Annotated in this window: 9 protein-coding genes; 3 read left to right on the top strand and 6 right to left on the bottom strand. The window is 67.4% G+C overall.

Annotation, left to right across the window (positions count from 1 at the left end; genetic code table 11):
- The first annotated feature begins 40 nt into the window (after positions 1–40).
- Entirely contained in the window at positions 41–505 is a 465-nt protein-coding gene (locus MHN80_RS18225; protein ID WP_239402893.1) for an SRPBCC family protein, read from the top strand.
- Here MHN80_RS18225 and MHN80_RS18220 read toward each other — a convergent pair.
- The 4 genes from MHN80_RS18220 to sucC form a co-directional block, all read right to left on the bottom strand.
- Complete coding sequence (locus MHN80_RS18220) at positions 489–1,016, bottom strand: RDD family protein (RefSeq protein WP_239402892.1); 528 nt, start codon at positions 1,014–1,016, stop codon at positions 489–491. The two genes, MHN80_RS18225 and MHN80_RS18220, sit on opposite strands and share 17 nt — an antisense overlap.
- Complete coding sequence (locus tag MHN80_RS18215; RefSeq protein WP_239402891.1) at positions 1,013–1,723, bottom strand: hypothetical protein; 711 nt, start codon at positions 1,721–1,723, stop codon at positions 1,013–1,015. Before MHN80_RS18215 ends, MHN80_RS18220 begins: the two co-directional genes overlap by 4 nt.
- Before the next feature lie 97 nt (positions 1,724–1,820).
- Positions 1,821–2,723 carry a succinate--CoA ligase subunit alpha gene (sucD, locus tag MHN80_RS18210; RefSeq protein ID WP_004020100.1) on the bottom strand — a complete coding sequence of 301 codons (903 nt, stop codon included), beginning with the start codon at positions 2,721–2,723 and terminating at the stop codon, positions 1,821–1,823.
- A gap of 13 nt (positions 2,724–2,736) precedes the next feature.
- Positions 2,737–3,900 carry an ADP-forming succinate--CoA ligase subunit beta gene (gene sucC / locus MHN80_RS18205; protein WP_004020101.1) on the bottom strand — a complete coding sequence of 388 codons (1,164 nt, stop codon included), beginning with the start codon at positions 3,898–3,900 and terminating at the stop codon, positions 2,737–2,739.
- A gap of 439 nt (positions 3,901–4,339) precedes the next feature.
- Between sucC and MHN80_RS18200 the strand changes: the two genes are divergently transcribed.
- Positions 4,340–5,515 (top strand): M23 family metallopeptidase, encoded by a 1,176-nt coding sequence (locus tag MHN80_RS18200; protein ID WP_239402890.1) that lies wholly within the window; start codon positions 4,340–4,342, stop codon positions 5,513–5,515.
- 233 nt (positions 5,516–5,748) lie between these two features.
- On the opposite strand, the gene MHN80_RS18195 is transcribed toward MHN80_RS18200, so the two are convergent.
- Entirely contained in the window at positions 5,749–8,253 is a 2,505-nt protein-coding gene (locus tag MHN80_RS18195; RefSeq protein WP_239402889.1) for a UvrD-helicase domain-containing protein, read from the bottom strand.
- A 219-nt stretch (positions 8,254–8,472) separates the two neighbouring features.
- On the opposite strand from MHN80_RS18195, the gene MHN80_RS18190 reads away from it, so the two are divergent.
- Positions 8,473–10,029, top strand: coding sequence for a hypothetical protein (locus MHN80_RS18190; RefSeq protein ID WP_239402888.1), 1,557 nt, complete (start codon positions 8,473–8,475; stop codon positions 10,027–10,029).
- Between the two features lie 6 nt (positions 10,030–10,035).
- On the opposite strand, the gene MHN80_RS18185 is transcribed toward MHN80_RS18190, so the two are convergent.
- Positions 10,036–11,874 carry a hypothetical protein gene (locus tag MHN80_RS18185; RefSeq protein ID WP_239402887.1) on the bottom strand — a complete coding sequence of 613 codons (1,839 nt, stop codon included), beginning with the start codon at positions 11,872–11,874 and terminating at the stop codon, positions 10,036–10,038.
- Between the last annotated feature and the right edge of the window lie 53 nt (positions 11,875–11,927).

Genomic DNA, 11,927 nt, shown 5'->3' with positions numbered 1-11,927 from the left:
GTCACCTCGAACCAGTCGACCGACGGCCAGGAGACCCCGCATGTCCGACACGTTCCGCATCACCCGATCCATCACCGTCGACGCACCGCCCGAGGCGGTACTGCCGTACCTGACCGACTTCCGGCAGTGGGTGCACTGGTCCCCGTGGGAGGGCGTCGATCCGGACATGACGCGCGACTACTCCGGCGCGGAGCACGGTGTCGGCGCCGAGTACGCGTGGTCGGGCAACAAGAAGGCCGGACGGGGTGCCATGGAGATCACGCGCGTCGACGAACCCCGAGAGGTCGAGGTGCGCCTCGAGTTCGAGAAGCCGATGACGACCACCAACACCGTCACCTTCGAACTCGTTCCCCAGGGTCGGGCCACGCGGGTGTCCTGGACGATGGTGGGCCCGCAGTCGCTGTTCAGCCGCGTCGCCGGACTCTTCGGCATCTTCGACAAGATGCTGGGCAAGGACTTCGAGAAGGGGCTGACCCGACTCAAGGCGGTCACCGAGAGTAGATGACCCGGGTCCGCAGGAGGACGTCGGCCACCGACCGACGACGCCGGTCGATCACCACCCACACGAGGCCTATCGCGAAGAAGGTGCACAGCAGCGCGCGCAGCACCGCGATGGTCGGCCGGATGCGGGCCCCTTCCGAATTGACCACGCGCAGGCCCATCACGACCGACCCGAGCGTCCGTCCGGAGATCTCCCAGCACGTCGCGAGATACAGCACCGCGACGAGGACGAAGCCGGTCGTGGTGAAGATCAGATCGACTTCCGGCAGCGAGAATTCGCCGACCGAGATGACGAACTTCATCAGGGACAGTCCCGCGTAGGAGGCGCCGAGGATCGTCCAGACGACGAGGAGATCGAGGAACGAGGCGACACCCCGACTCACGATGCCGGCGTTCTTGTCCCGGTCCTGCACCGCATGCGCCTTGTGCGTGGGTGACCGGCCGGGCGTCGTCGGCGGCGGCGACGCCGGAGTCGAATCCTTCAGCGGCCCGGTCGGTTTCGGTTCAGCGGTCATCGAGGCCCCTCGGCGTCGGGCGCAGCCTCGACGGCCGCGGCGCCACGCCGGCGCAGAAACCGGTTGACCGCATTGGCCACCGCGTCGTCGGCGCGCTCACTGGTGCTGCGCACATCGGTCATCACATCGGCGGTCACCGATGTGCTCGCCTCGCGGATGATGTCGGGGAGATCGACGCCGTCGATGATCTCCTCGGCGAGCCCGATCAGATCGACCCGCCCGAGGATGGCGTCGATGTCAATCCGCGCGGCGATCGCGTCGATGTCGATTCCGGTGGCGACGGCATCGAGATCGACCTTGCCGATCACCGCGTCGAGGTCGACGAGGTCGATAGCCGCGTTCAGGTCCACCTGTGCCACAGCACGATCGAGATCCACGGTGGTGATCACCTCGTCGATGTCGATGAGTGCGAGCACCTCGCTGATGAGGCGCTTGAGGTCGACATGGGTGAGGACGAGGTCGGTGAGGTCGACCTCCTCGACCAGCGCGTCGACCACTTCCCGGATGACGACGCCCAGGACGGCTCTCGTCGTCGAGACCGCCACCGTCACAGCGGCGTCGGTGATCGTGGCGATCCGCGCCCGTGCGGACCCGATCAACCCGCCCGCCACCGGAAGCCGTTCGGCAACCCCCACGAGCACCCCGGCGTACCGCACCGACTCCCCCACCAGCTGGGGAATCGCGCCGCGTCGAGCCTGGGAGTTCACCGACGGATTATCTCACGCGGCGACTGTGGCGGGTCGACCCATGAAAAAGCCCGAGCGAGGAGGATTCCCGCTCGGGCTTTTCCGTGGGCGTCGAGGCTTACAGGGCCTGGTAGAGTTCCCGTGCCAGCGAGGCGGTCTCGGACGGCGTCTTGCCGACCTTGACGCCCGCGGCCTCGAGGGCCTCCTTCTTGCCCTGGGCGGTGCCCGCACCGTCGGAGACGATGGCTCCGGCGTGGCCCATGGTCTTGCCCTCGGGAGCGGTGAAGCCCGCGACATAACCGACGACCGGCTTGGTCACGTTGGCCTTGATGTACTCGCCGGCCTTCTCCTCGGCGTCGCCGCCGATCTCACCGATCATGACGATCAGCTTGGTCTCGGGATCCTTCTCGAACGCCTCGATGGCGTCGATGTGGGTGGTCCCGATGACCGGGTCGCCGCCGATGCCGATGGCGGTCGAGAAGCCGAGATCGCGCAGCTCGTACATCATCTGGTAGGTCAGGGTGCCCGACTTGGAGACCAGACCGATCGGCCCCTTGCCGGTGATGTTGTTCGGCGTGATGCCCACCAGCGCCTCACCCGGGGTGATGATGCCGGGGCAGTTCGGGCCGATGATGCGGGTCTTCTCGCCCTTCTCCACGTTGTAGGCCCACGCGTAGGCGGAGTCCTGCACCGGGATGCCCTCGGTGATGACCACGAGCAGCGGGATCTCCGCGTCGATGGCCTCGATGATGGCGTCCTTGGAGAACTTCGGCGGCACGAAGGCGATCGAGGTGTCGGCCCCGGTCTCCTTCATGGCCTCGGCGACCGAGGCGAACACCGGGAGTTCGACGTTGTTGCCGTCGGCGTCGACGTGCGAGACGGTGGTGCCCGCCTTGCGTGCGTTGACACCGCCGACGACGTTGGTGCCGGCCTTGAGCATCAGGGCGGTGTGCTTGGTGCCCTCACCGCCGGTGATGCCCTGGACGATGACCTTGTTGTCTTTGTTCAGAAAGATCGACATTTCCGTGGCTCCCTTACTTGCTCGCCAGCTCGGCGGCCTTGTCGGCGCCCGAGTCCATGGTTTCGGCGAGCGTGACCAACGGGTGGTTCGCATCGGCCAGGATCTTGCGGCCTTCGTCGACCTTGTTGCCGTCGAGGCGGACGACCAGCGGCTTGTTGGCGTCGGACCCCAGCTTCTCCAGAGCACCGACGATGCCGTTGGCGACGGCGTCACACGCGGTGATGCCACCGAAGACGTTCACGAAGACGCTCTTGACCTGCTCGTCGCCGAGGATGACGTCGAGACCGGCCGCCATGACCTCGGCCGAGGCGCCGCCGCCGATGTCGAGGAAGTTGGCGGGCTTCACGTTGTTGTGCTTCTCACCGGCGTAGGCGACCACGTCGAGGGTCGACATGACCAGGCCCGCACCGTTGCCGATGATGCCGACCTCACCGTCGAGCTTGACGTAGTTGAGGTCGTTCTCCTTGGCCTTGAGCTCCAGGGGATCGGTGGCGTCGCGATCCTCGAACTCCTCGTGGCCGGGCTGACGGAAGTCGGCGTTGGCATCGAGGGTGACCTTGCCGTCGAGGGCGAGGATCTGATCGTCCGGAGTGCGGACGAGCGGGTTGACCTCGACCAGGGTGGCGTCCTCCTTGACGAAGACCTCCCACAGCTTCGAGATGGTGACCGCTGCGGCGTCGAGCACCTCGGCGGGCAGATGGCCCTGCTCGGCGATCGAGCGCGCGGTCTCCAGATCGACACCCTTCACGGCGTCGACGGCGACCCTCGCGAGGCGCTCGGGCTTGGTCGCGGCGACCTCTTCGATCTCCATGCCGCCCTCGACCGAGCACATGGCCAGGTAGGAGCGATTGGTGCGATCGAGCAGGAAGGAGATGTAGTACTCCTCCGCGATGTCGCTGGCCTCGGCGACCAGCAGCTTCTTGACGACATGGCCCTTGATGTCGAGGCCAAGGATGTTGGAAGCGTGGGACTGCGCGTCGTCCGGGGTCGCGGCGTACTTCACGCCGCCTGCCTTGCCACGCCCGCCGGTCTTGACCTGCGCCTTGATCATCACAGGCTTGCCGATTTCCTCGGCGATCGCCCGCGCGTCGGCGGCATCATCGGTCACCCGACCGGGTGTGGTGGGAACCCCGTGCTTGGCGAACAGTTCCTTCGCCTGGTATTCGAAGAGATCCATTCAGCTCACCATCTCGTAGATTTGCCCGCGCAAGGGTGTAATGCGGGCCATATCGGACTTTAAACCTGTCGGAAATCGCCACCCCGCGCGCACCCTGCGCTTGTGCGACAGATCACTCGCTCGGTCGGCCCTCACAGGATTGGCGGCGCCGAGTGAGGGGGACACCCACCCCGAGCGTCCATGAGCAGCACATACACGCGCCGACATCCGTTCGCCGGATTCACAGGTTCGATGCACCATCGTGAACTGCAAATTCATCAACTTCGAGCGTGGCGCACAAGTCATGTGACTCAGCTCACATTATGCCGGTTTGTCGCTTTCTACGGTTGGACTTGCCGCAATCATTTCGTTACCGTCGGCTCTCAGCGGTTGGTCACAGAAGGATTACGGACGGTAACTTCGAATCCGCCAACGACGAGATGCGGCAGCAAGAGATGAGGTGGACGATTTGGCGGGACTCGGTGTCTCACGCGGATCGGGCCGCGTCCGATCGGGCGGGTTGATCGATGACGTCACAGCGGAAGAGATGACCACGATCATCCCCATCGTCGACACCGACGACGCCGCCGGATACGACCTCAGCGACTACGACTTCGATTTCGCCGACTCCGCCGCCACCCGCGAGTCCTCCGACGCCGGCTGGACCCCGTCGTCGTGGCAGGGCTACTACCGCCCCACCCGCTCGGAGATCACTCAGGACATCCTGATCCCCGAGCACGAGTTCGATCAGTACGAGCACGACGAGCCGTTCGATGTCGACGGCGCCGAACTCGACGTCTTCGACGGAGGCGAACTCGACGCCGTCGCCGACGACGCCCTCGCCGACGACGCCCTCGACGGCGAGAATCGCCCCTTCCGCACCAATCCGGCCGGACAGCGCGTGCGCCGTGGCGGCAAGCACCGCATCGCTGCGCCACCGAACGCCCTCAAGGGCGGACGCGCCGCCCTCATCGCCATGGCGGCCGGCGCAGCCGTCGCCGCCGTCGCCCAGGTCGGCGCAGGCGACGAAGCGCCCGCCCCGGTGAACGCCGCCGCCGTCAACGACGCGTCAGCGCCCGGCGCCGCACCGGTCGAACTCGGCCCCGGAGTGGCCGCTGCGACAGCACAGACCGATCAGATGAACGTCTTCACCAACCAGCTCGGTGTCGGCGCCAAGATGGCCGCAGACCAGGATCGCCGCGAGGCCCTGGCCCGCCGCCCGCTCTTCACCTCGCCGATCCCGCTCGGCAGCTACGACTTCACCTCGGCCTTCGCGATGCGCTGGGGCACCATGCACGGCGGCATCGACATGGCCGCTCCGCTCGGGACCCCGATCCACGCGGCCACCGACGGCGTCGTGATCAAGGCCGAGCCCGCATCGGGATACGGCCACTGGGTTCAGGTCCAGGCGGCCGACGGAACGGTCACCATGTACGGCCACATGGCCTCCTCGGGCGTCCTCGTCAAGGAAGGCCAGCGCGTCACCGCCGGCGACGTCATCGCCCTGGTCGGCAACGAGGGCTTCTCGTTCGGGCCGCACCTGCACTTCGAGGTGTGGAAGAACGGCAACACCAAGATCGATCCCGTGCCGTGGCTCGCGGCCAAGGGCGTGAAGCTCTCCGGTTACACCGGCTAGCAGAAGGCCCCACAGGTCGCCTCCTGTTGCTTGGTGGCGCCATTGCAGCGCGCTCACGCTGCGCATCCGGTATTGATACCTGGCCGGATTGCGAACTGACGTTGAATTCTCGTCCATGTCAGCATGATTGAAGGGCACATTGCCCTTCGACCAAGGTGAGGCGGACGAGAATTTCCAATCGAACCGGGGAGTGAGCTGGCGAGGGTCCCACTCCGCTCCCCGCGAAGCCAGCCTTACAGCTTGTCCCCGGGAATCCCGCCCGCGGTGAGAAGAGTGACTCGACCCGCGCTGCCGCCGTAGTCGATCGTGACGCGCTCGGTGGCGCCGCTGCCCTCCTTGGCCACGACCTTGCCCATCCCGTACTTCGGGTGGTTGTGCCGATCGCCGATGTCGAGCTGGACCTGCTTGTTGCGACCACGTGCCGGATCCGAGGAATACGACGAACGTCCGCGACCCATCGACGACGAACCGCCCGAGCCGGAGAATCCCCCGTCGCGGCCGAACACTCCGCCCGAAGACCCGCCGAACCCCCGTGCCGAGCGCCGGGGTTCGGTGCGACGCCAGTCGATGAGGTGTTGCGGGATCTCCTGCAGGAAACGGGATTCCGGGTTCGACACCGGCTGACCCCACGAGGCGCGGGTGACCGAACGGGTGAGATACAGCCGCTGCTTGGCGCGGGTGATGCCCACGTACGCGAGGCGTCGCTCCTCGCTCAACTCGGCCGGATCGCCCAGCGCCCGCATGTGCGGGAAATGTCCGTCCTCCCAACCGGTCACGAAGACGACCGGGAACTCCAGCCCCTTGGCGGTGTGCAGGGTCATCATCGTGACCACACCCTCGCCCTCGTCGGGCACCTGATCGGCGTCGGCGACCAGCGAGACTCGCTCGAGAAACGCTGCGAGCGAACCGGGTTCGGGCTCACCCTCGCGGTCGACCTCGATGTCGGGGTCGTCGGCATCGGCGTCGACCTGTGCCGCATCGGCACTGAATTCTCTTGCCACGGCGACGAGTTCGTTGATGTTGTCGAGCCGGGCGCCATCCTGCGGATCGTTGGAGGCCTCGAGTTCGGCCCGGTAGCCGCTGCGTTCGACGATCGCGTCGACGAGTTCGCCGATGTCCGCCGATTCCTCGGTGGCATCGAGGAAGGCCACGTCGGCGTCTTCGGTGCCCGCCTCGCCGAAGTGGGTGAGGAAGTCCGAACGCAGGCCCTCGATGAGTTCGACGAACCCGCCGATCTGCTTGACGGCCCGTGTGTTCAACAGGGCGACCTTGCCCTCGGCCGCGTCCATCAGCGACTCGTAGAAGCTCCGGCCGGTGTTCTCCGAATGCACGGCGACGCAGGCCTCGGCGCGGTCGCCGATGCCGCGCCGGGGGGTGTTGAGGATGCGGCGCAGGCTGACCGAGTCGTCCGGGTTGGCGACCACCCGCAGGTAGGCCACCACGTCGCGCACCTCCTTGCGCTCGTAGAACTTGGTACCGCCGACGACCTTGTACGGAATCCCGTGCCGGACGAACACTTCCTCGATCGCGCGAGACCCGGTGTTGGTGCGGTAGAACACCGCGACGTCGGAGTACTTGTGGCTCGACGAACCGCCGATCGAGTAGTCGGTGAGCTCCTCGATCTCCTTGGCGATGAACGTCGACTCGTCACGGTCGGAGTCGGCGACATAGCCGACGATGAGTTCACCCTCGCCGGAGTCGGTCCACAGCCGCTTCTCGCGCCGGTTCGAGTTGCGCGCGATGACCGCGTTGGCGGCCGACAGGATCGTTTGCGTCGACCGGTAGTTCTGTTCGAGGAGAACGGTTTCGGCGGACGGGAAGTCGCGCTCGAACTCCTCGATGTTGCGGATCGTGGCACCGCGGAACGCATAGATGGACTGGTCGGCATCGCCGACCACGCACAGTTCGGACGGTTCCAGACCGCTCGCGGTGGTCTGCTCTCCCACCAGCTCGCGGATGAGCACGTACTGCGCGTGGTTGGTGTCCTGGTATTCGTCGACCAGAACGTGACGGAACCGGCGCCGGTAGTACTCGGCGACCTGCGGGTGCCGGTGCAGCAGCGCGACGGTCTCGCCGATCAGGTCGTCGAAGTCGAAGGCGTTGGCGGCGCGCAGCCGACGCTGGTACTCGGCGTAGATCCGGGCGATCGTCGTCGAGGTCGGATCGTCCTCGGGCGCCGAGGCCAGTGCCTCGTCGGGCGAGATCAGCTCGTTCTTGAAGTTCGAGACGGCCACCGACACCCCGCGCGGGCTGAACTTCTTGGGGTCGAGGTCGAGGTCGCGGATCACCATGCCGAACAACCGCTTCGAGTCGTCGGAGTCGTAGATGGAGAAGTTGGAGTTCATCGACTCCAGCAACCCGGACTGCGCACGCAGGATGCGCACACACGTGGAGTGGAACGTCGAGACCCACATGTAGGCGGCACGGGGGCCGACGAGATCGATGACGCGCTCGCGCATCTCCGCGGCGGCCTTGTTGGTGAACGTGATGGCCAGGATCTGTCCGGGTGTGACATCCCGCGCGGCCAGCAGGTAGGCGATCCGGCGGGTCAGCACCGCGGTCTTGCCCGAGCCGGCACCCGCCACGATCAGCAGCGGTGCGCCGGCATGCAGCACCGCGGCGCGCTGTTGCGGATTGAGACCTTCGAGCAGGCGCGCGACCCGATCGTCGGCGGCCGCACCCGAGGTGGCGGCGCCCGCGCGACCGGCGAGAAGAGGGGCAGAAGAAGAGCTGTTCATCGGTTGTCCAGGTTACCCGCCACTGCCGACAGACCCCCGTCGGCCGGTCCGCTGGGCCCCGGTGCGAGGTCCACCGAACAGTCGACCGGCCCCGTGGGTTGAGGCCCCGATCGTCGTCGCCCGCGGCTAATATGACGCCGTACCACCGGCTCGGGGTGCCCTGTCTGCGAACGAACTCGCATGCGGCGACGCCGCCCCGGCGAGCAGGAAGAGGCGCCCATGAAGAGACCGTCCATTGTCCCCGCCGCCATCGCACTCGGTGTCGGAGCACTGGCCCTCGTCATCGCGCTCGTCCTGTCGTTCGTGCCGTTCAGCAGCGCGGGCACCGTCGAACCCACGCCCGCCTTCCGTGCGCAGAAGAGCCTCGACGAGGTGCTGTTCAAGATGGCCACGAGCCCGGCGGCCAAGTTCACCGGCCGGGTCACCTACAAATACGACGACGAGCGCGGCGAGGGCACGGTCGAGTTCGACGACCTGATCGTCACCACGTCGAACACCGCCGAGGGCACGATCACCCTCGGCGCGCAGCAGGGCGAGTATCGCCAGATCGGCAACAGTCCGTTCATCAGCGCGCCCGGCGCCCTCTGGACCGAGCTCCTCGTCGACGCGGAGAAGACGAACCTCGACACCGGGCCCCTGGACAACAAGTGGGCCTCGACCCGCTTCACGAGCATGCCGCGCCTGGGCACGATCCTCGGCCCGGACAATCTCGCCGGCGACATCGGCAACATCGAGGCCGGCGACGCGCCGCAGCTGGGGGCCGAACTCCCGGCACCCAACAAGGGCACGCCCGACGCCCGCCACTGGCCGACCACCGACCCGCCGATCGAGTTCGTCGGTGACGACAAGGTGAAGATCGGGGCCTGGGAGGTCACGTTCGATCCGGAGACGAAGAACGTCACCAACGTCAAGGGTCAGAGTGTGCAGGGCCCGGTCACCTACGACATCGACGCGGCGGTCAGCCTGCAGCCGGCCGACCAGGCCCAGAAGGTGTTCGCCAACCAGCGCGCACTCGTCTCGGACCTCGTGTCGGTACCCGCGCCCGGGCTGTGGATGAAGCAACCGGTGGTGTCCTCGCGGCAGACCGGTGCATGCACCACCTCGTCGTGCGCCTTCGACTACACCGTGCAGGGCAGCCCTTACACCGACGACGTCCGCGGCCACTTCAACTACGGTCTGACGCTCAACTTCGCGGTCGGCAACCGACCACCCGGAGCGCTCGGCGGTGAGTGCAAGGTGGTCCTGCGGGTGGACTTCGGTCGCAACGGCACCACCCGGTGTGCGGCCACCAACCTCCCGCCGGACACCAACATCGCGTCGCGATACAGCTTCACCTACCTCGCGTTCATCGACTCGACCGAGACCGAGCTGAACGATCTCATCGACAACAACGAGAAGCAGACCAACACCGAGATCGTCTATGTCCGTACCGGAAACAAGGAACCGGAACAGGCCCGCTTCGGTGCCAGCGTGACCGGCCTGCCGAGCTACTACGCGATCAAGCGCGGCGACTACGTCTTCGACGGCATCGGCACCGACGGCAACATGCACGTCACCTTCGGTGACGGGTATCGGGAGCACATCGTCGGCGGCACCTTCGATCCGTCCTGGGAGGGCACCGAGGTGCTCCGCGAGCAGATGCAGCAACAGGTCACCGCGGCCGGGGACGCAAAGGTCGTCTACTTCGTCGCCGAGGAGGAGACCGCGTCGGCCCTCCGGGCCCTGATCGCCGCGGAGAACCAGAGCGACAACATCTCCGCCTTCTACTACGACTGAGGGCGCTCAGCCGCCGGCGAAGCGCGCCTCGGCGGCCTCGCCCACCCGACCGGCGCCGGTGTGCAACCGCAGCCCCGGGGTCAGGGGACGTATGTCCACGTGGTCGCCGCCGCCGTCGATCCGGACGTACACCGACCCCAGTCCCGCGCGGACCGGCGCCCGGACCGCTTCCCCGTCCTCGAGGGCGATCTCGATCTCGCCGTCCCGGGTCGCGCAGTAACTCAGCGCGATCGTCCAGGGCCAGGAGAAGAGCGGGCCGTCGAGTCGCAGTCGGGAGGGCCCGTCGACCTCCGGGGTGCGGCAGGTGCCCGAACCCGCGTAGATGATGCGTCGCTGGGTCACGCCGCCGGGCACGAGGTTTCCCGCGGTGTCGAGCACGAACAGCCGGTCGGTGGCCGCCCCGAAGTCGGGCCGGGGATCCACCCGACCGAAGATGCGGCTGATCTGATTGTCGGGGTAGACGAACGGCTGCAAGATCTCCAGCGGCACCGACTGATCGAGCATGGTCAGGCCATCCGGCCCCTGCGCCGCGGCATCGTGCAGCGACGCGGTCGCCGTCTCGAGGTAGTCGCCGGTCGGGTTGTCCCGCCACGACGACGAGAACGAGACCAGCGAGACCAGTGCGGACACCGCGACGAGCGCACCCACGACCGATGCGAAGGCGGGCAAGGCCGACCGCTCCTCGTCGAGCCCGGACTCCGCGTCGGACGTGCGCGCATGCCGCCCGCCCACCTCGGCGTTCCGGGCCGGCGCCGCACACAGCAGGGCCAGCGCGATGCTGAACACCAGCGCGGTGTCCGGGAGGTAGCGCATGTGCTGGGCGAGTTCGATCGCGGTCTGCGGGCTCGACCGATTCCACATCACCGGGATCTGCGCCGCGACCGCGTAGAGGGCCGCGCACGCGACGATCACCGCGCCACCGCGTCTGCGGGCCACCGCCCACCAGGTCACCGCGGCCAGCACCAGCCAGCCGCCGACGATCATCCACATCTGCGGGAAACCCGTCGGGGGGCTCGGTGTCCACCGTTCCCACTCCCACGGTCCGCCGACGAGCGAGGGCACGATCGCGTCGGTCACCGATCGCCAGACCAGACGCGCGGTCTGCGCCACCGAATGGTCACCCGACGTCGGATCGGTGGTGACGAAGTACACGGCAATCCACAGCGCGGCGGTGACGGTCAGCGCGATCCACAACTCCCGGGCCGCCCGCAGCGTCGGCATCGTCGCGCGCACACCGCCGTTCGCGAGGACGGCGGCCACCAGGGCGACCGGCAGGATATACAGCGACTTCTCGAAGAACGCCAGCGCGATCACGAAGACGATGGTCGAGCGAACCCACACCAGCCTGCGCCGCGCGTCGTCGACGTCACCGCAACCGAGGCGCACCGCGTCGGCGACGATCCACGCCATCGCCGCCTGCATGGGCAGGGTGTTGAGGCCCGCGGCCCACCAGGCGAAGGCGGGCACCGTCATCGGACTGAACAGATAGAACGCGAGCGCGACGAGCGCACCGATGCGGGCGCGCGGCGCGATGGTCCGCACCATCCGCCACACCGCCACCGAGGCGATGCCCTGCAGCACGACCAGCATGAGTGCCGGCAGCACCCAGTTCAGCGGCGCCAACCAGGTGGCCACCCCGGCGAGCAGGAAGGCCGCGGGCATGAAGTGGCCGTCGTGACCGTGTCCCAGGTACTCCCAGGACAGGATCGGGTTCGACGACGCGCGCGCGACGAGGACCAGGTCGTCCCAGTAGAAGTTGCCGGTCGCGACGAGCCAGCCCCGGACGATCAGCTGGCCCACGATGAGGGACAGGGCGACGAGGGACACCATCCGCGCATTGGGCATGCGCTCCAGTTTCCATGTGCGCCGAGCGCCGTCGTGGTCGGGTCGGGTGACTC

The sequence above is a fragment of the Gordonia sp. McavH-238-E genome, from assembly GCF_022348225.1.
GTDB lineage: Bacteria > Actinomycetota > Actinomycetes > Mycobacteriales > Mycobacteriaceae > Gordonia > Gordonia terrae.
The sequence above is the reverse complement of the archived record's forward strand: the minus strand, read 5'-3'. Positions and strand labels throughout refer to the sequence as shown.

What these genes read in the sequence shown, in the direction of transcription:
- sucD (WP_004020100.1), bottom strand. Translation starts at nt 2,723, where the DNA reads ATGTCGATCTTTCTGAACAAAGACAACAAGGTCATCGTCCAGGGCATC.
- MHN80_RS18225 (WP_239402893.1), top strand. Translation starts at nt 41, where the DNA reads ATGTCCGACACGTTCCGCATCACCCGATCCATCACCGTCGACGCACCG.
- MHN80_RS18185 (WP_239402887.1), bottom strand. Translation starts at nt 11,874, where the DNA reads ATGCCCAATGCGCGGATGGTGTCCCTCGTCGCCCTGTCCCTCATCGTG.
- MHN80_RS18220 (WP_239402892.1), bottom strand. Translation starts at nt 1,016, where the DNA reads ATGACCGCTGAACCGAAACCGACCGGGCCGCTGAAGGATTCGACTCCG.
- MHN80_RS18190 (WP_239402888.1), top strand. Translation starts at nt 8,473, where the DNA reads ATGAAGAGACCGTCCATTGTCCCCGCCGCCATCGCACTCGGTGTCGGA.
- sucC (WP_004020101.1), bottom strand. Translation starts at nt 3,900, where the DNA reads ATGGATCTCTTCGAATACCAGGCGAAGGAACTGTTCGCCAAGCACGGG.
- MHN80_RS18195 (WP_239402889.1), bottom strand. Translation starts at nt 8,253, where the DNA reads ATGAACAGCTCTTCTTCTGCCCCTCTTCTCGCCGGTCGCGCGGGCGCC.